Origin of the sequence: Methylobacterium sp. UNC300MFChir4.1 (assembly GCF_900110155.1) — a bacterium.
In the GTDB taxonomy this organism is placed as follows: domain Bacteria; phylum Pseudomonadota; class Alphaproteobacteria; order Rhizobiales; family Beijerinckiaceae; genus Methylobacterium.
The window spans coordinates 22,584-41,011 of the sequence record NZ_FOCS01000004.1; the positions used below are offsets into that span (position 1 = coordinate 22,584).

Here is an 18,428-nt window from a genome sequence, read left to right on the forward strand (position 1 = left end):
GCCCCTCAGGGGGCGCCGAGCCCGGCCGCGGCGCCGGGCCGCCACCGGTTCAACTCCCGATCGATCGCGCCCTCCGTCCCGTGCAGGAACTCCGCGGTCGACAGGCCGGGGGCCAGGGCCGCGAGGTAGCTCACCACCACCGTGCCGGACCGGGTCGCCGCGCCCCCGGGCCAGAACAGGCCGGAATTGAGCGCCACCGGCACCACCGGCAGGCCGAGACGGCCGTAGAGCAGCTCGACGCCGCGCTTGAAGCGGAGCGGCTCGCCGATCGCGCCGCGGGTACCCTCGGGGAAGATCAGGACCGACCGCCCCGCCGCGACCGCCTCCCGACCGCCGTCGATCATGGTGCGCAGGGCCTGGGTGCCCTTGGCCCGGTCGATGACGATCATCGGCGAGCGCCGGAGGAACCAGCCGACCACCGGGATCGCCAGCAGCTCCCGCTTCGCGACGATCGCCACGTCCGGCACCAGGACCAGGAAGGCCAGCGTCTCCCAGGTCGACTGGTGGTTGGCGACGATCAGGCAGGGCTCGTCCGGCAGGTGCTGGCGGCCCTCCTCGACGTAGCGCAGCCCCACGATGCGCCTGAGCCCGCCCAGGATCCCGCGCGCCCAGAGCCGCGTCGCCCTGCGGATCGGCCGCTGGGGCGATCCGGACAGGAGGAAGATCGCCAGCGGCGCGAGGAACAGGGTTGTCCAGGCGGCCCAGTAGACGGCGAACAGGAGCGAGCGGGCGTGCGCCATGGCGGGCCTCGACGAGGGGCCCGGGTACAGGGCAGGGCCCGGACATAGCGCCTGCCGGCCGGGCGCGCACGGCCTTTCGCCGGGCGGGCGGTGAGCGGACTGTCGCGGGCCGCGAAATCGGCTATCGGAGCGCAACGCCGTCAGAACCCCCGCGCCGCCCGTGCAATTCACCGTCACCACCTGGAACATCAACTCGGTGCGCCTGCGCATCGACCTCGTGCTGCGCTTCCTCGCCGAGCACAGGCCGGACGTGCTCTGCCTCCAGGAGACCAAGTGCCCGGACGACGCCTTCCCGCTGAAGGCCCTGCGCGGTTCGGGCTACGAGCACGTGATGTTCGCCGGCCAGAAGGGCTACAACGGCGTCGCGATCCTCTCCCGCTTCCCCCTGCACACCCGCGCCGTGATGGGCTTCTGCGAGCGTCAGGACGCCCGCCACATCTCGGCGGTGCTGGGGCCGGAGGCCGGGGCGGCCTCGGGCATCGTGCTGCACGATTTCTACGTCCCGGCCGGCGGCGACGTGCCGGACCGCGACCTGAACCCGAAATTCGCCCACAAGCTCGACTTCCTGTCCGAACTGCGCGCCTGGGGCGGCAGGCGCGTCTCCGGGCCGGCGATCCTCGTGGGCGACCTCAACGTCGCGCCCCTGGAGCACGACGTCTGGTCGCACAAGCAGCTCCTCGACGTGGTCAGCCACACGCCGGTGGAGACCGAGGCGCTGGAGGTGCTGCGCGGGGAGGCGGGCTGGATCGACGCGGCGCGCCACCTCACCCCGGAGCCGGAGAAGATCTACACGTGGTGGAGCTACCGCTCCCCCGACTGGTCGGCCGCCAACAAGGGGCGGCGCCTGGACCACGCCTGGGTGTCGCCCGACCTCGCCGGGACCGTCCGCAAGGTCGAGGTGCTGCGCGAGGCCCGCGCCTGGGAGCGCCCCTCCGACCACGCCCCGGTGACCCTCACGCTGGAGCTGTGACCGGGCGCGGAACTGCGGCGCGGTCCGAGCATTGCCCGCTCACGAACCCGTGACGTGAGCGAGCCCCGATGCGCAAGATCCTGATCGCTTTTCTGCTTCCCAAGGTCGTGTCCTACCTCCGTCGCCGCTACGGCGGCCCGCACGCCAACCGCAACCGGGCCTTCTGAGACGGCCCGGTCGCGGCCACCGCCTGTGACCCCCGGGCGCAGGCGGTGGCCGCGGCGACGGCCCTAGATCCTGCGGGTCCCAAGCCGAGGAGCCGCACCCGATGACCCAGGACCCGCGCGAGGCCGGCCCCCGGCCGCCGTTCCCCGGTGACCAGCAGCAGACCCGCCCGGGCCTCACCACGAAGATGACGCCGCGCCCCGACCACGGCGAGGAGAGCTACGTCGGCAAAGGCCTGCTCACGGGTCAGGCGGCGCTGATCACCGGCGGCGATTCCGGCATCGGCCGGGCGGTGGCCATCGCCTACGCCCGCGAGGGCGCCGACGTGGCGATCTCCTATCTCGAGGTCGAGCAGGAGGATGCTGAGGACACGAAGGCCTGGGTCGAGAAGGCCGGCCGCCGCTGCCTGCTGCTCCCCGGCGACATCCGCGACGAGGCCCGGTGCCGGGATCTCGTGGGGCGCACCGTCGCGGCCTTCGGGCGCCTCGACATCCTCGTGAACAACGCCGCCGCCCAGGTGGTGAACGAGGGCCTCGACGATCTGGCGGCGTCCGACATCGAGGGCTCGTTCCGCGCCAACGTCTTCGCCATGTACTACCTCACCCAGGCGGCGGTGCCACACATGAAGCCGGGCGGCGCGATCGTGAACAGCACCAGCGTGCAGGCCAAGGTCGCCGACCCCAGCATGCTGATCTACGCCGCCACCAAGGGCGCGATCGCGAGCCTGACCATCGGCCTGTCGAACCTGCTGGCGCCGCAGGGCATCCGGGTGAACTGCGTCGCCCCCGGGCCGGTCTGGACGCCGATCCAGCCGATCGTGAAGAACCCCGATCAGATCGAGCAGCTCGGTGCGCAGACGCCGCTCGGCCGCGCCGGCCAGCCCGCGGAGCTGGCCCCGGCCTACGTGCTGCTCGCCTCCCGCGAGGGCAGCTACATGTCCGGGGCGCTAGTGCCGGTCACCGGCGGGATGCCGATGCTCTGATCCCGCATCCGTCGCCGCTCTTTGCGGCGGCACCACGCCGTCGTCTCGAGCGCAGCGACGCGACCCGGACCCGCGGGACATCCGCCGGGCGTGGCGCTCCCGGGTCGCTTCGCTGACGCGGGTCATCGCCGGGCGGATGTTCGGGCAGACCCTCGACGGCGCGCGCGCGATCCATCAGACGTTGCGGGCGGATCGGTTCACAACGGCGGGACGGCCCGGAAGGCCGCCCGGGTCCGGCGCGCGGTGATGGCACCGCCGCGGACCCGAACGCTGACCCGCGCCATCCGGGCGCCGCCGATCCCGACGGAGACGACCATGAGCGACGCCCAGGCCCGGACCGCGCTGGTGACGGGGGCCGCCCGCGGCATCGGCCTCGCCACCGCGACCCGCTTCCTCGCCGACGGCTGGAACGTCGCCCTTCTCGACATCGACGGCCCGGGCGCGGCGGCGGCGGCCGAGCGGCTCGGCCGTCCGGAAGCCACGCTCGCGGTGACGGCCGACGTCTCCGACCCCGAGGCGGTGGCGGCGGCGATCCAGCAGGTCGCCGACCGGTTCGGCCGCCTCGACGCCCTGGTCAACAATGCCGGCATCGCGATCTTCAAGCCGCTGACCGAGACCACCTTCGCCGACTGGTCGCGGGTGCTCGCCGTCAACTTGTCCGGCCCGTTCCTGTGCACGCAGGCGGCCGTCCCGCTCCTGTCCGAGCGCGGCGGCGCTATCGTGAACATCACCTCGATCTCGGGCCTGCGCGCCTCGACGCTCCGCACCGCCTACGGCACCAGCAAGGCGGGGCTCGCGCAGCTCACCAAGCAGCAGGCCGCCGAGCTGGCGCAGTACGGGATCCGCGTGAACGCCGTCGCCCCCGGTCCGGTGGACACCGCGATGGCCAAGGCGGTGCACAGCCCCGAGATCCGGGCGGATTACCACGACGCCGTCCCGCTCGGCCGTTACGGGCTGGAGACGGAGCTCGCGGAGGCGATCGTGTTCCTCTGCTCGGAGCGCGCCTCCTACATCACCGGTCAGCAGCTCGCCGTCGACGGCGGCTTCGAGTCGACGGGAATCGGCCTCAAGACGCTGCGCGGCGCGCGCAACATCTGAACGCGTCGGCCCGATCCGCCGAGTTCGGACAGGGTTCGGACAGGGTTCGTTAACCCTGCCGCCGTAGCCCGGAGGCTTGGTCAACAGGCGCGGGCACCATGCCGAGACTCGGCTCCATGATCGTCGACGGTCTAGCGTTCCTCCTCGTGGCGATCGCCCTCGCGGCGGTCGTCGCCGGCTACGAGCGGAACCTGCCGGATCCGTCCGCGTCACCCGCGCTGGTCGCCGCGGGCGCCCCCGTCTGGACCGACCCCGAGACGACGGGCTCGATCGCGCCGGCCGCGGGCCCGGTCGCCCGCTGGGCGGACGCGCGACCCCCGTTCGCGGCGCCGGAGTCGGATCGCGCCGCCGGCGGAACCTGGGTGAGCCCGCCCCGCCGCTGAGGCGCCGCGGGGCGGTTCACCGGGGCTCCCGCCGCGATCACAACTGATCGTTAACTATGGTTGCCGAACCTTCCACCGCACAGCGAAGCGGAGAGGCACCCATGGCGCGCGACGGCAACCGACCCCACCCGAGCGCCCTGGCGCGGTATCCGGTTCCGATCGAGCTGATCTCGGCCCTGTTCCGCGCCGACGACGCGGAGCGCGACCGGCTGCTCGCGCCGATGCCGGCCTACGGCCGCGCCCGGATCGCCGCCTACTGCGCCGAGCACGCGCGGCTCGAGGCGCTCGGCCTGAAGGTCGCGCGCTCCTGCGACGAGGCCACGCTGGTCAGGGCTGCGGGCGAAACGGTCGGCGCCGACCTCTTCGCGCGCTCGCGGGCGCCCGCGCCGGCGCCGATCCAGCTCCAGGCAGCCTGACCGACCCGCCGCGCGGAAGCCCGGCCGGCCGAGAGTGTCGGCTCGATGAATGCCCGAGCCTGTCCGGGTTCACAGCGGACGGCGCATCCTCCTGTCATCGGCCCGGCGCGTCCGGGCCGCAGGTTCAGGAGATCGTGTCATGATGCGCGCCAAGGTGATCGGCCTCGTCGCGGTGGCCGCCGCGGCTCTCGCGACCGCCACGACGGCCAACGCGGCGCCGTTCGGCTACGGGCCGCCCGACGCCGGATCGGTGATCGAGCGCGTGGCCGGAGGCTGCGGTCCGGGCTTCCATCCCAATCCCTGGGGCCATTGCCGACCGAACGATCGCGGCTGGGGCTGGGGCGGACCGCGGGGACCCTACGGCGGCCGGCCCGGCTACGGCGGCTACGACCGCGGCTACGGCGGCTACGGCGGCTACGAGGGCCCGCGCCGGTCCTACGGCGGCTGGTGATCCGCGTCGGCGACCCGAGTTCGGGTCGCCGCGTCCAGAGCTCGGCCCGCCGCGCGCGATCCGGATCCGCGACCGGCCGGTGCCGGGTCAGTGCTCGGCCACCGTGTTGTCCCCCTGGAACGGACAAACCCATATTCACGACGGCATAGAGCCGTATTAATCTCTTTCGGGACGCAACATAGTGTCCCGGAGATTCTTCGTCATGAGTCGCTATGTATTTGCATCCCTGATGATCGCCGGCCTCGTGGCCGGCGCCGCGCCGGCCGCCGCGCTCTCCGCGAAGGATTGCTCGGTCAAGTATCAGGCCGCCAAGCAGGCCGGCACGCTCAACGGCCAGAAGTGGAACGACTTCCGCAAGGCCGAGTGCGGTGCGGCGGCCGACAACGCCCCGACGACCGCGCCGAACCCTGTCTCGCCGACCGCGACGACCGCTCCGGCCGCGCCGCCGGCCGCCCCGCGCGCCGGGACGACGTCCGCCGCCGCGGCGTCGGCCACGTTCCCCCGCGCCGTCGATCCGAAATACGCCAAGGAATCGGCCGGCAAGGCCCGGATGCACACCTGCCTCGACAGCTACAACGCCGCGAAGGCTGCCGGCACGCTGGGCGGCATGAAGTGGATCGAGAAGGGCGGCGGCTACTACTCGGCCTGCAACCGGCAGCTCAAGGGCTGAGCGGCGGCGCTCCGGGGCGCCGAAGGCGGGCGGCCCGAGACCTGCGCCGGCGGATCTGGATCCCGGGCACCGCCGCGCGGTCCCGGGATGCTGCCTTGAAACGGCTGCGCTGACGCAGCCCAGATGTCCGCGTCACCCGGGTCGGGCAGGCCGACTCGGGTGACGGTACAGGGCTTCCGTATCGCGGGCGGTCCTAGAAGGGGATGTCGTCGTCGAGGTCGTAGCCGCCGCGGCTGCCACCGCCACCGCCGCCGCCACCCGAGGAGGCCGGAGCCGGCCGCCGCTCGCCGCCCTGGGCCCGACCGCCGCCGAAATCGCCGCCGCGATCACCACCCCGGCCACCGCCGAAGTCGCCGCCGCGGCTGATCTGGCCGCCGCCCTCGTCCTCGCCGGCGAAGTCGCCGCCCCCGCCGCCGCGCCCGTCGAGGATCGTCATCTCGCCGCGGAAGCGCTGGAGCACCACCTCGGTCGTGTACTTCTCGACGCCGGAATTGTCGGTCCACTTCCGGGTCTGGAGCTGGCCCTCGATGTAGACCTTCGAGCCCTTGCGCAGGTACTGCTCGGCCACCCGGGCGAGGTTGTCGTTGTAGATCACGACCGAGTGCCACTCGGTCTTCTCCTTGCGCTCGCCGGTCGCCTTGTCCTTCCACGACTCCGACGTCGCGAGCCGCAGGTTGCAGACCGGGTCGCCCGAACCGAGGCGGCGCATCTCGGGATCGCGCCCGAGATTGCCCACCAGAATCACCTTGTTGACGCTGCCCGCCATCGCTCTCTCCTAGTCGTACGGATCTCACAGGGCATCTGCCCGGCGGCGCGCGAACCATGCGCCCGGGCCTCCGGAGCGGCAACCGGCGGGGCGGGCTTGTGCCCGCTTTCCGCAGCGCCGACGGATCGATTTGTTCTATATCCGTTCCGTTTGGGCAGCAAGCCGCTCTCAGGCGACGCGGACGACGAGCTTGCCGAAATTCCGACCTTTCAACAGGCCGATGAACGCGTCCGGGGCGTTCTCCAGCCCCTCGACCACGTCCTCGCGGTAGCGGACGCGCCCGTCCTGGATCCAGCCGGCGACCTCCTTGCGGAACGTGTCCGCCTGCTCGGCGAAGTCCCACACGATGAAGCCCTGGATGTGCAGCCGGTTGGTCAGGACCGCGCGCATCAGGCCGGGCAGGCGGTCCGGGCCGGGGGGCACCTCGGTGGCGTTGTAGGCGGAGACGAGGCCGCAGACCGGGATCCGCGCGAACGGGTTGAGCAGCGGCAGCACGGCGGCGAAGACCGCGCCGCCGACATTCTCGAAGTACACGTCGATGCCCTTCGGGCAGGCGGCCGCCAGCGCGCCCGGCAGGTCGGATCCGCGATGGTCGATCGCGGCGTCGAAGCCGAGCTCCTCGGTGAGGTAGCGGCACTTCTCGGGGCCGCCCGCGATCCCGACGGCGCGGGCGCCGTGGATCTTGGCGATCTGGCCGACCAGGGAGCCCACGGGGCCAGCGGCGGCGGCCACCACGACGGTCTCGCCGAATTTCGGCCGGCCGATGTTGAGGAGGCCGGTATAGGCGGTCATGCCCGGCATCCCGAGCACGCCCAGCGCCGTGGAGGGCGGGGCGGCATCGGGGTCGACCTTGCGCGAGCCCTTGGCGTCGGTGACGAAGTACTCCTGCCAGCCCGCGAAGGCTGTCAGCAGGTCGCCCACGGCGTGATCCGGGTGGTTGGAGGCGACCACCTCGCCCACCGTCTCAGCGGTGATCGGCGCGCCGATCTCGACGGGCGCCGCGTAGGATTTTGCGTCGCTCATCCGGCCGCGCATGTAGGGGTCCAGCGACAGCCAGCGGGTGCGCAGGAGGACCTGGCCGGGTCCGGGCTGCGGCACCGGCACCTCCTCCAGGCGGAAATTCTCGGGCCGCGGCTCGCCGTGCGGGCGCGAGGCCAGGACGATGCGGCGGTTCATGGCGGTGGTCATTCCGGACTCCGGGACACGGGCTTCCGCCCCGATCTGGGGCGCCGGGCCCGCGAGGCAAACGCGCCGCCGCGATCGCGCGGCCGAGTCGCGCGTTGTCCCGACTCGAGAGCGCGGAGCGGTGGCATGTGGGAGACGGCACTGGGACTCGGGCTGGCAGCCCTGACGGCGGGGGCCGCCCTGGCCGGTCCCCTCGACGGCTATCGCGACCAGGCGCGGGTGCTGGTGCTGTCGGCGCCCGAGGCCGGGGACGCGCAGCTCCGGGCGCAGCGGGCGGCGCTGGCCTCGGTCCGCACCGGCGTCGCCGAGCGCGACCTCGTGGTGCTCGAAGCGGTCGGCGCGGGGGCCGAGGCGCGGGCCCTGCGCGAGCGCCTCGGCCTGCCCGCGGATCGCTTCCGCGCGGTCCTGATCGGGAAGGACGGGGGTGCCAAGATCACCGAAGCGGCGCCGATCGCGCCGCAGAGGCTGTTCGCCACCATCGACGCGATGCCGATGCGCCGCAGCGAGATGCGCGAGCGCCGCTAGGGCCCGATCCCCTGTGAACGGTGGGGCCGCGGACACCATCGGTTAAGCCTACCGGCCTATCACCGAAACGTGTCGACGGCCGCGCACCGGCCGTCCGTTGAGGCCCGCCAGGACGCTCGGACGAGACGCTCGAATCGATGACCCGACAACAAGTCGCCACCGCCATCCGCCGCCTCGTCGACCTGCAGGTCGAGGATATCGAGCGCGCGGTCCGCGACGGCCACAAGACCATCGCGCTGAACGAGCTGGCGGACCTGAACCGCCAGCTCAAGGCCTTCGCGGCCGCCCTCAGGAAGGCGCCGGCCCGCATCTGAGCCGGATTCCCGCGCTACCAGCGCGGCCCGCCCCAGCGACGGGGCGGGATGTCCTCCGGCGGCGGGGGAGGCGGCGGCGGTCCGCGGTCGACGACCGGCTCGTCGCAGACCCGCACCCGTCGCAGCACCGGCTCCCCGTCCGGACCGAAGCGCCGCCGCACGAATTCCCGGCACGCCTCGGGGGACGCCTCCGGGGACGCTTCTGGGGGCGCCGCCGTGAAGCGGGGGCCGCGGATTTCGGGTTCGGGCCGCGGTCCCGGAGGGGGCGGGGGCGGCGGTGGCCGGCGCTCCGGCTCGTCGTCCTGAGCGGGCCCGCCGTAGCCGTGCGGCGGGTAGGGGCCGTCGAAATCGGCGGCCAGGGCCGGGCCGGCGGCGAGGATCATGGCGCAGAAGCCGGTTCGTAAGAGGGGACGACGAGCGGGCACGGTGGCCTCGGCGTGAGCGGGCGCGCGGGGATCGCGGCCATCATCGCCGGAGGATGCGACCGGGTGCCTGAACCGCCTCCGCGCCGCGGTGTCGGCCGCCGTTCAGCCGGCTACTTCTGCATCGCGTTCACTTCGCACTGGGCGTAGTCCGCGCTCGCCTTCACGTAGGCATTGAGCTTCTGCAGGTAGGCCTCGGCGATCGGCCGGAAGGCCTGCGCCTGCAGGTTATAGGCCTTGATCGCGTCGTTGTAGCTGTAGGCCTCCCAGCCCGGGCAGCCCTCCTTGGCGTCGAGGCAGGCGGGCTTCGGCGGCAGCTCCGGCTTGGCCGGGCGCGCGGAGGCCGGCGGCGGCGCGGGCGGCGTGCAGGCCGCGGCTGCCGGTGCGGCGGCGGCCGGCGGCGGCGCGGCGGGCGCCGCCTTGGCGGCCGGCTTCGCGGCCTGGGTCGCGGGGGGCGTCGCGAAGGCGAGGGTCGGCGCGAGCAAGCCCGCGATCAGGAGAGGCGTGCCGCGCATGGCGTCTCGAAAGCTCCGCTGGGCCCGGGGCCGCCGGCGGCGGAGGACCGGGAGCGGGTTCTGCGGCATCAGGCCGACGGCGACAAGGGCTCCCGGATAGGCTCCCGGCGGGCCGCCTGGGCCGGTCGCCTGCCCGGTGCCGGGGCCTTCGGGCCGCGCACGAGCGCCACGAGCGGGAGCGACAGGCCGACGGCCAGCACCCACCAGGCCGGCCGGATCGGCCCGGAGAAGTCCAGGTTGGCGGCGAGGACGAGGTTGGCCGGCACACCGCTGGCGAGGCCGTACCACGCGGCCTCCAGCCCGGCGGTCGCGAGCCCGGCGACGATCGCCAGGAGGAGGAGCGACCAGGGCCGCTCCGGCCACTGGAAGCGCCGCATCACCCGCCAGCCCATCAGCAGCAGGAACAGGCCCGCCGAGAAGACCGGGTCGGTGACGTCGATCTTCGACTGCAGGAAGTAGTGGACCAGGGCCGCCACGGCGATCGTGTAGGTGAGGCGGTGCAGGCGGTTCCAGTTCGGGCCGAGGTTGCGGATCGCCGCGTCCGTGGACGTCAACCCTAAGGCGATCAGGCCGATCAGGGCCACGAAGCCGATCGTCAGGTAGAGCCGGAGCGCGATCTCGGAGATCACCTTGGTGAGGATCAGGTTCTGGTCGACGGCGTAGAGGGTCAGATGGGCCACCGCGTAGGCCATCACGGTGACGCCGAGCATGCGCCGCACGACGAGGACCTTCGGCCAGTCCGCGAGGCGGCGCAGCGGCGAGATCGCCAGCGAGAAGAGCAGGAAGCGCACCGCCCACTCGCCGGTGGCGTGGATCAGCGCGGTGATCGGCTTCGCCCCGAGGGCGTCGAGCCGGTAGGCGGCCGCGAGGTAGAGCGCGGGCGCGACGCAGCACGCGAACACCGCGAGCTTCAGCCAGGAGAGGCGGCCGGCCCGGTCGAGCCAGGGGAGGGGGATGCCGAGGGCGGCGGCCGAGCGATCGATCATGGGTCCGAACGGAAGCTTCGCGGTGGACGACGGCGCCGCGCCGATGGCCCGGGCCACCGGCGGGAACGGCTGCCCGGGCCATCGGTGCCGTCACGGGTCGGTTCGCCGCGGGCGTTCGCGGGTTACAGGGCGGCGTTGACCTGTGTTGTGGTTGACCGCGCCGTTCCCGCGGCGAGATAGCGGGACGACGGACGTTGGAGGGATCCCATGCAGTATCGCACGCTCGGCCGCTCGGGCCTCAAGGTCTCGCCGATCTGCCTCGGCACGATGATGTTCGGCGGCCCCACCGACGAGGCCACGGCCGGCCGCGTCGTCGCCAGCGCCCGGGAGGCCGGGATCAACTTCATCGACACGGCCAACGTCTACACGGAGGGCCGCTCGGAGGAGATCACCGGCCGGGCGATCCGGGCGGAGCGCGACGCCTGGGTCCTGGCCACCAAGGTCGCCAACCCGACCGGGCCGGGCGTCAACGACCGCGGCCTCTCGCGGGTCCACGTGATGAAGGCCGCCGAGGACAGCCTGCGCCGCCTCGGCACGGATTTCATCGACATCTACTACCTCCACAAGGAGGACCACGACACGCCGCTGGCCGAGACGGTCCGGGCGATCGCCGACCTCGTGCGGGTGGGCAAGATCCGCCATTTCGGCGTCTCGAATCACCGCTCGTGGCGGGTCGCCGAGATCTGCCGGCTCTGCGACGAGGCCGGGATCGACCGGCCGGTGGTGAGCCAGCCCTACTACAACGCCTTCAACCGGATGCCCGAGACCGAGCACCTGCCCGCCTGCGCGCATTTCGGGCTCGGCGTGGTGCCGTACTCGCCGCTCGCGCGCGGCGTGCTCACCGGCAAGTACGACCCCGACGCGCCGCCGCCGACCGAGTCGCGCGCCGGCCGCCAGGACGCCCGGATGATGCAGACCGAGTGGCGCCCGGAATCCCTGCGCATCGCCCGGACCTTGAGGGAGCACGCCGAGGCCCGCGGCATCACGGCCGGCCAGTTCGCCACCGCGTGGGTGCTGAACAACCGCCTCGTCACCGGCGTCATCGCCGGGCCGCGGACGGAGGCGCAGTGGCAGGAATATCTCGGCGCCCTCGACTACGCCTTCACCCCGGAGGACGAGGCGCTGGTCGACGGGTTCGTGGCCGCGGGGCATCCGACGACGCCGGGCTACAACGATCCGGCCTATCCGCTGGAGGGGCGGGTGCCGCGCAGCGGCTGAGCAAAGGCGATCTCCGACCGAACCCCTCGTCCCGGGGTGCGAGCGCGGCGAGCCTCGAAGGAGGGCTCCTTCGAGGCCTCCGCGACGCTCCGGCACCGCGGGATAAGGCCGAGGGCGGGACGAGCGGGCTCGCGCGGCGCGGCGGATCCACCTTGCGCTCCGGGCCGAGGGCCGCTATCTAGCTCTCAACAGTTCTGATGGCAGTCGAGAGGCTGCGGTTCGGGAGTGGGCCCCACCGGGTCCGCTCTTTTTTTTCGCCGCACACCCTCTCGCCGCACGAGGCCCCACGCCGCGGGCGGCCACGCAGAACGCCGCGAAGGTTGCGCGCTGAACATCCATGTCGTCCGAGATTGAAGCGGATCTGTCCGAGAAGCGCCTCGTCCGCGAGGCCGGAGTCGCCGCGCGCGTCGCGCAGGCGATCGAGGGGCCGCTCGCGGGCCTCGGCTTCCGGCTGGTCCGGGTGCGGATGTCCAACGTCAACGGCTGCACCGTGCAGATCATGGCGGAGCGGCCGGACGGCACCTTCACGATCGACGATTGCGAGGCGGTGAGCCGCGCGATCTCGCCGATCCTCGACGTCGACGATCCGGTGGGCGGCGCCTACAACCTCGAAGTGTCCTCGCCGGGGATCGACCGGCCGCTGGTGCGGGTCTCGGACTTCGCCCGCTGGGCCGGCTACGAGGCCAAGGTCGAGCTGAACCCGCCGCTGGACGGGCGCAAGCGCTTCCGCGGCATCCTCGGCGCGCCGGACCCGACGGGCGCGACCGTCCCGATCGACCTGCCCGACGTGAAGGAAGGGCTGCCGAGCCGCATCGACCTGCCGCTGAAGGACCTCGCCGAGGCCCATCTCGTCCTCACCGACGAGCTGATCCGCGAGTCGCTGCGCCGCGGCGGGCCGCCCGCCACGGACGAGGCCGACGAGGCCGAGGACGAGGAGGACGCCGCGGAGAGCGCGCCGCCGGCGCGCGCGCCCTTCCAGCCGAAGGGCCCCCGCAAGGCCAGCCCCGCGGCCAAGCCCCAGAAACAGGCCCGGACCGGCCCGAAAAAGCCGGTCGTGACCAAGGCGTCCCGGCTCAAGGACCGCGACTCCCTGCACTGAGACCCCCGCGTCGGCCGCCCGGCGGCCGGCCCGAAGATTTGACGGAAGAGAAGGACCGACACCGATGGCCGTCGTCAGCGCCAACAGGCTCGAACTCCTCCAGATCGCCGACGCGGTCGCCCGCGAGAAGGTGATCGACCGCTCCATCGTGATCGACGCGATGGAGGAGGCGATCGCCAAGGCCGCCCGCTCGCGCTACGGCGCCGAGACCGACGTTCACGCCGAGATCGACCCGAAGACCGGGGCGCTGCGCCTCTCGCGCCACCTCCTGGTCGTCGATCAGGTGGAGAACGACGCCCGCGAGATCACCCTCGACCAGGCCCGCCGCTACAACCCGGGCGCGCTGGTCGGCGACGTCATCTCCGACACCCTGCCGCCCTTCGATTTCGGCCGCGTGGCCGCGCAGTCGGCCAAGCAGGTCATCGTCCAGAAGGTGCGCGACGCCGAGCGCGCCCGCCAGTTCGACGAGTACAAGGACCGCATCGGCGAGATCCTCAACGGCATCGTGAAGCGGGTCGAGTACGGCAACGTGATCGTCGACCTCGGCCGCGGCGAGGGCATCGTGCGCCGGGACGAGATGATCCCGCGCGAGACCTTCCGGCCGGGCGACCGCATCCGCTCCTACCTGTTCGACGTGCGCTCGGAAGTGCGCGGCCCGCAGATCTTCCTGTCGCGCTCGCACCCGCAGTTCATGGCCAAGCTGTTCGGCCAGGAAGTGCCGGAGATCTACGACGGCATCGTCGAGGTGAAGGCGGTCGCGCGCGATCCGGGCTCGCGCGCCAAGATCGCGGTGATCTCGCGCGACGGCAGCATCGATCCCGTGGGCGCCTGCGTGGGTATGCGGGGATCTCGCGTGCAGGCCGTCGTCGGCGAGCTGCAGGGCGAGAAGATCGACATCATCCCGTGGTCCGAGGACGAGGCGACCTTCATCGTCAACGCCCTCCAGCCCGCCGAGGTGGTGAAGGTGGTGCTCGACGAGGAGGCCGACCGCATCGAGGTGGTGGTGCCGGACGACCAGCTGTCGCTGGCGATCGGCCGCCGCGGCCAGAACGTGCGCCTCGCCTCGCAGCTCACCGGCTGGGACATCGACATCCTGACCGAGGCCGAGGAATCGGAGCGCCGCCAGAAGGAGTTCGCCGAGCGGACCCAGGTGTTCATGGAGGCGCTCGACGTCGACGAGACCGTCGGCCAGCTGCTCGCCGCGGAAGGCTTCCGCAACGTCGAGGAGATCGCCTACGTCGACATCCAGGAGCTCTCCGGTATCCAGGGTCTCGACGAGGAGACCGGCACGGAGATCCAGGCCCGCGCACAGGACCACCTCGCCCGGATCGAGCAGGCGCACGACGCCCGCCGCACCGAGCTCGGCGTCGCCGACGAGCTGCGCGAGATCGAGGGCATCACCACGCCCATGATGGTTGCCCTCGGCGAGAACGACGTGAAGACCGTCGAGGATCTGGCGGGCTGCGCCACCGACGACCTCGTCGGCTACACGGAGGGCCGCGGTCCCGAGGCCGTGCGCCACGCCGGCTACCTCGACGGGTTCGACCTGTCCCGCGCCGAGGCGGAGGCGCTGATCATGGCCGCCCGCCTGAAGGCCGGCTGGATCGAGGCCCTGCCGGAGCCGGAGGCCGAGGAGGGTGCCGAGGCGGCCGAGGGCGACGAGGCCGCCCCCGCGCAGGCCGAGGCCTGAGGCGGGCGGCGGAGGCGCGATGGTCGCGGTCGACACGACCCTGCCCGAGGACGGGCTGGATGCCGGGGGGCTAGATGCCGGCCCCGGCCGCCGCTCGCCCGAGCGGACCTGCATCGTCACGCGCGTCGTCCAGGCGCCGGACGCGATGATCCGGTTCGTGCGCGGGCCGGACGGCAGCGTCGTGCCCGACCTGCGCGCCAAGCTTCCGGGCCGCGGCGCCTGGATCAGCGCCCGGCGCGAGGCTGTCGCGACCGCGGTGCGGAAGAACCTGTTCTCGCGGGCGTTCAAGGGGCCGACCCCGGCCGCCCCCGACCTGCCGGACAGGATCGCCGCCGGGCTGCGGGACGACCTGCGGCAGGCCATCGCCATGGCCAACAAGGCGGGCTGCGTGGTCGCGGGCTTCTCGAAGGTCGAGGCCGCGATCGGCGGGCAGCCGGGCGCCATTGCGGTGATTCATGCCGCCGAGGCGAGCCCGGACGGCCGGCGGAAGATCGCGTCGGCCTTGCACAGGCGCCACGGCGGGGCCATGTCAAGGATCCCGATCATCGATGACCTGTCCGAGGACGAATTGGACATGGCCTTAGGTCGGGATCATGTGATACACGCTGCGCTCGTCGCAGGAGCCGGAGCCGCCGGCTGCCTGTCGCGTTGGCGTCGGCTACGCTCCTTCGAGGGCGCCGCCGCGGCGACCGGGGAGCCCGATCCAGCCCGAATCGGCGGGATCGACGAAGCCTCACGTTGACGACGCAGGACTATTTTGACCGGCGCCACCGGGTGTCGGTTCACGGGACGATGGAAACCCTCAGGGTTCAGGCTGAATGAGCGATACGAACAACCCGGGCGACAAGACTCTGAACCGGACTTCCCCGAAGCCGCTCGGCCTCAAGCGGCCGATCGAGGCGGGCACCGTGCGTCAGAGCTTCTCCCATGGCCGCTCCAAGCAGGTCGTGGTCGAGACGGTGAAGCGCCGCGTCATCGGTGCGGCGCCGGCCGCCCCTGCCCGTGAACCCGCGCCGGCCCCACGCCCGGCGGCCCCCGCGCCGACGGCGCCGGCCCCGCGTCCGGCGCAGCGCGCCGCTTCGGGGGTCGTCCTGCGCACCCTGAGCGAGCAGGAGAGTGCGGCCCGCGCCGCCGCCCTCGCCGACGCGCAGCGCCGCGAGGCCGAGGCCCGCCGCAAGGTGGAGGCCGAGGCCGAGGCGCGCCGTCGCGAGGCCGAGGAGCAGGCCCGCCGCGAGCGCGAGGCCGCCGAGGCCCGCCGTCGCGAGGACGAGGAGCGCAAGGCCGCGGCTGCGGCCGCAGCTGCGGCGGCGGCTGACGCTGCCAAGGCCGCCGAGGCTCAGGCCGCCGCCCCCGCACCCGCGGCCGACGCCCCCGCCGCGACACCGGCCCGTCCGGCCGAGGCGCCGGCCCAGCCGGCCGCTGCCCGTCCCGCCGCCGCGGCGCCGGCGCGCCCCGCGGCAGCGCCGGCCCGTCAGCCCGAGGCGGCCCGTCCGGCCGCCGCGCGCCCGGCTGCCTCCGCCGCGGCTCCGGCCGCTCCGCGCCCGCCGCTGACGCCGCGCCCCTCCACGGGCGAGCCGCGCAAGACCATCACGGCCGACTCGCGCAAGCCGCGCGACCTCAACTTCATGGCCCGTCCGGCTCCGGCGCCCGAGCCCGAGAAGAGCGCGACGCCGGCGACCGCCGCGCGTCCCGCCGGCGCGGGGGCCGCGGCGCGCCCCGCCGGTCGCGGTGCCCAGACCAACGAGGACGAGTCCGAGACCAAGCGGGTGATCCGCCGTCCCGGCATGCCGCTCAAGATCATCGCGCCGCCGAAGACCCCGAAATCCCCGGGCGGCGACCGCAACCGCGGCCGCCTGACCATCGCCAACGCCACCTCGGGCGAGGACGAGCGCACGCGTTCGGTCGCCTCGTTCCGCCGCCGCCAGCAGCGCATGAGCGGCCGCGGCCACGTGGAGCAGAAGGAGAAGCTGTCCCGCGAGGTGACGATCCCCGAGACGATCACCATCCAGGAACTCGCCAACCGCATGTCGGAGCGGGCCGTGGACGTGATCCGTCTGCTGATGAAGCAGGGCCAGATCCACAAGATCACCGACGTGATCGACTCGGACACCGCCCAGCTCATCGCCGAGGAACTCGGCCACACGGTGCGCCGCGTCGCCGAGTCCGACGTCGAGGAGGGCCTCTCCTCCGACGAGCCGGATCTGGAGGAGGATCTCGATCCCCGTCCGCCGGTGGTCACCATCATGGGTCACGTCGACCACGGCAAGACGTCGCTGCTCGACGCGATCCGCAAGGAGAACGTGGTCGAGGGCGAGGCCGGCGGCATCACCCAGCACATCGGCGCCTATCAGGTCGCGTCGCCCTCCGGCGACATGATCACCTTCATCGACACCCCGGGCCACGCGGCGTTCACGTCGATGCGCGCCCGCGGCGCCAAGGTCACCGACATCGTGGTGATCGTGGTGGCGGCCGATGACGGCGTCATGCCCCAGACCATCGAGGCCATCCAGCACGCCAAGGCGGCCGGTGTCCCGATGATCATCGCGGTCAACAAGATCGACAAGCCGGATGCCAAGCCGGAGCGGGTCCGCACGGAACTGCTGCAGCACGACATCCAGGTCGAGTCGATGGGCGGTGAGACCCTCGAGTTCGAGGTCTCGGCCAAGACCGGCGCCGGCCTGCCGCAGCTCCTGGAGGGCATCCAGATCCAGGCCGAGATCATGAACCTGCGCGCGAACGAGAAGCGCGACGGCGAGGGCACGGTCATCGAGGCCCAGCTCGACCGCGGCCGCGGCCCCGTGGCCACGGTCCTGGTCCAGCGCGGCACCCTGTTCACCGGCGACATCGTCGTCGCGGGCGCCGAGTGGGGCCGCGTGCGCGCCCTGATCGACGATCTCGGCGAGAACGTGCAGTACGCCGGGCCGTCGGTGCCGGTGGAGGTGCTGGGCTTCAACGGCACGCCGGATGCCGGCGACCGCGTGATCGTGGTGCCGAACGAGGCCCGCGCCCGCGAGGTCACCGAGTACCGCGCCCGTCAGAAGCGGGAGCGCCAGAACGCGCGGACCGGCGGTGCCAACCGCTCGCTGGTCGACATGATGCGCGACCTCAAGGAAGGCGCCGGCCGCAAGGAGCTGCCGGTCGTCATCAAGGGCGACGTGCAGGGCTCGGTCGAGGCGATCTCGGGCGCCCTGGAGAAGCTCGGCAACGACGAAGTCGCGGCCCGCATCCTCCTGGCCGGCGTCGGCGGCATCACCGAGTCGGACATCACCCTGGCGCAGGCGTCGAAGGCCGTCGTCATCGGCTTCAACGTGCGCGCCCACAAGGAGGCCCGCGAGGCCGCCGAGCGGGCGGGCATCGAGATCCGCTACTACAACATCATCTACGACCTCGTGGACGACATCAAAGCCACGCTGTCGGGGATGCTGCCGCCGACGCTCCGCGAGGAGCGCCTGGGCGAGGCGACGATCCAGGAGGTCTTCGAGGTCTCCAAGGTCGGCAAGGTCGCGGGTTGCCGCGTCACCGACGGCATCGTGGAGCGCGGCGCGCATGTCCGCCTCATCCGCGACAGCGTCGTGATCCACGAGGGCAAGCTCAAGACGCTCAAGCGCTTCAAGGACGACGCGAAGGAAGTCACTTCCGGTCAGGAGTGCGGCATGGCCTTCGAGAACTTCGAGAACATGCGCGCGGGCGACGTGATCGAGTGCTACCGGGTCGAGGAGATCCGCCGCACCCTCTGACGCTCCGGACTCATCCGGACAGGGCGGCCGCGGCACCTGCCGCGGCCGTCTTTTCTTTTTTCAGGACGTGCGCCGTCCGCTCCGGCGGGCCGGCCC

At 72.8% G+C, this 18,428-nt stretch carries 20 protein-coding genes; 14 read left to right on the plus strand and 6 right to left on the minus strand.

Annotated features, from left to right (window positions below):
* Positions 1–5 precede the first annotated feature (5 nt).
* A complete protein-coding gene (locus BMY19_RS07630; protein WP_020092734.1) occupies positions 6–740 on the minus strand; it encodes a lysophospholipid acyltransferase family protein in 735 nt (244 codons plus the stop codon).
* A gap of 160 nt (positions 741–900) precedes the next feature.
* On the opposite strand from BMY19_RS07630, the gene xth reads away from it, so the two are divergent.
* The 7 genes from xth (at position 901) to BMY19_RS07665 (ending at position 5,875) form a co-directional block, all read left to right on the plus strand.
* Complete coding sequence (xth, locus tag BMY19_RS07635; protein ID WP_091679731.1) at positions 901–1,710, plus strand: exodeoxyribonuclease III; 810 nt, start codon at positions 901–903, stop codon at positions 1,708–1,710.
* Positions 1,711–1,978: 268 nt separating this feature from the next.
* Positions 1,979–2,857, plus strand: coding sequence for an SDR family oxidoreductase (locus BMY19_RS07640; protein WP_100251343.1), 879 nt, complete (start codon positions 1,979–1,981; stop codon positions 2,855–2,857).
* A gap of 315 nt (positions 2,858–3,172) precedes the next feature.
* Positions 3,173–3,955, plus strand: coding sequence for an SDR family NAD(P)-dependent oxidoreductase (locus BMY19_RS07645; RefSeq protein WP_026604859.1), 783 nt, complete (start codon positions 3,173–3,175; stop codon positions 3,953–3,955).
* A gap of 98 nt (positions 3,956–4,053) precedes the next feature.
* Complete coding sequence (locus BMY19_RS07650; protein WP_244534861.1) at positions 4,054–4,338, plus strand: hypothetical protein; 285 nt, start codon at positions 4,054–4,056, stop codon at positions 4,336–4,338.
* Between the two features lie 101 nt (positions 4,339–4,439).
* Entirely contained in the window at positions 4,440–4,754 is a 315-nt protein-coding gene (locus tag BMY19_RS07655) for a hypothetical protein (RefSeq protein WP_100251345.1), read from the plus strand.
* Between the two features lie 139 nt (positions 4,755–4,893).
* A complete protein-coding gene (locus BMY19_RS07660) occupies positions 4,894–5,205 on the plus strand; it encodes a GCG_CRPN prefix-to-repeats domain-containing protein (protein ID WP_091679725.1) in 312 nt (103 codons plus the stop codon).
* A 202-nt stretch (positions 5,206–5,407) separates the two neighbouring features.
* Positions 5,408–5,875 (plus strand): hypothetical protein, encoded by a 468-nt coding sequence (locus BMY19_RS07665; protein WP_091679723.1) that lies wholly within the window; start codon positions 5,408–5,410, stop codon positions 5,873–5,875.
* 193 nt (positions 5,876–6,068) lie between these two features.
* Here the strand turns inward: BMY19_RS07665 and ssb are convergent, their stop codons facing one another.
* Together ssb and BMY19_RS07675 are read right to left on the minus strand one after the other, a co-directional pair.
* On the minus strand, positions 6,069–6,641 hold the full coding sequence (ssb, locus tag BMY19_RS07670) for a single-stranded DNA-binding protein (protein WP_100251346.1): 573 nt from the start codon (positions 6,639–6,641) through the stop codon (positions 6,069–6,071).
* Between the two features lie 168 nt (positions 6,642–6,809).
* Entirely contained in the window at positions 6,810–7,829 is a 1,020-nt protein-coding gene (locus tag BMY19_RS07675) for an NADP-dependent oxidoreductase (RefSeq protein ID WP_100251347.1), read from the minus strand.
* Between the two features lie 123 nt (positions 7,830–7,952).
* Here BMY19_RS07675 and BMY19_RS07680 point away from each other — a divergent pair, with 123 nt between their 5' ends.
* Together BMY19_RS07680 and BMY19_RS30830 are read left to right on the plus strand one after the other, a co-directional pair.
* Complete coding sequence (locus tag BMY19_RS07680; RefSeq protein ID WP_100251348.1) at positions 7,953–8,351, plus strand: DUF4174 domain-containing protein; 399 nt, start codon at positions 7,953–7,955, stop codon at positions 8,349–8,351.
* A 137-nt stretch (positions 8,352–8,488) separates the two neighbouring features.
* Positions 8,489–8,665: a hypothetical protein gene (locus BMY19_RS30830; protein ID WP_012320668.1), complete on the plus strand. Its 177-nt coding sequence runs from the start codon at positions 8,489–8,491 to the stop codon at positions 8,663–8,665.
* Between the two features lie 14 nt (positions 8,666–8,679).
* Here the strand turns inward: BMY19_RS30830 and BMY19_RS07685 are convergent, their stop codons facing one another.
* The 3 genes from BMY19_RS07685 to BMY19_RS07695 form a co-directional block, all read right to left on the minus strand.
* A complete protein-coding gene (locus BMY19_RS07685; RefSeq protein ID WP_139215624.1) occupies positions 8,680–9,090 on the minus strand; it encodes a hypothetical protein in 411 nt (136 codons plus the stop codon).
* A gap of 110 nt (positions 9,091–9,200) precedes the next feature.
* A complete protein-coding gene (locus BMY19_RS07690) occupies positions 9,201–9,602 on the minus strand; it encodes a hypothetical protein (protein WP_056525759.1) in 402 nt (133 codons plus the stop codon).
* Positions 9,603–9,670: 68 nt separating this feature from the next.
* The gene (locus tag BMY19_RS07695) at positions 9,671–10,588 is read right to left on the minus strand and encodes a protein-methionine-sulfoxide reductase heme-binding subunit MsrQ (protein ID WP_100251470.1); all 918 of its coding nucleotides are present in this window, start codon (positions 10,586–10,588) and stop codon (positions 9,671–9,673) included.
* A gap of 207 nt (positions 10,589–10,795) precedes the next feature.
* Here BMY19_RS07695 and BMY19_RS07700 point away from each other — a divergent pair, with 207 nt between their 5' ends.
* The 5 genes from BMY19_RS07700 (at position 10,796) to infB (ending at position 18,332) form a co-directional block, all read left to right on the plus strand.
* Entirely contained in the window at positions 10,796–11,806 is a 1,011-nt protein-coding gene (locus BMY19_RS07700) for an aldo/keto reductase (RefSeq protein ID WP_100251350.1), read from the plus strand.
* Positions 11,807–12,143: 337 nt separating this feature from the next.
* Entirely contained in the window at positions 12,144–12,905 is a 762-nt protein-coding gene (gene rimP, locus BMY19_RS07705) for a ribosome maturation factor RimP (RefSeq protein WP_100251351.1), read from the plus strand.
* A 64-nt stretch (positions 12,906–12,969) separates the two neighbouring features.
* A complete protein-coding gene (nusA, locus tag BMY19_RS07710; RefSeq protein WP_091679718.1) occupies positions 12,970–14,595 on the plus strand; it encodes a transcription termination factor NusA in 1,626 nt (541 codons plus the stop codon).
* A 19-nt stretch (positions 14,596–14,614) separates the two neighbouring features.
* Positions 14,615–15,337 (plus strand): RNA-binding protein, encoded by a 723-nt coding sequence (locus tag BMY19_RS07715; RefSeq protein ID WP_020092717.1) that lies wholly within the window; start codon positions 14,615–14,617, stop codon positions 15,335–15,337.
* 76 nt (positions 15,338–15,413) lie between these two features.
* Positions 15,414–18,332 carry a translation initiation factor IF-2 gene (gene infB, locus BMY19_RS07720; protein ID WP_100251352.1) on the plus strand — a complete coding sequence of 973 codons (2,919 nt, stop codon included), beginning with the start codon at positions 15,414–15,416 and terminating at the stop codon, positions 18,330–18,332.
* Positions 18,333–18,428 lie beyond the last annotated feature (96 nt).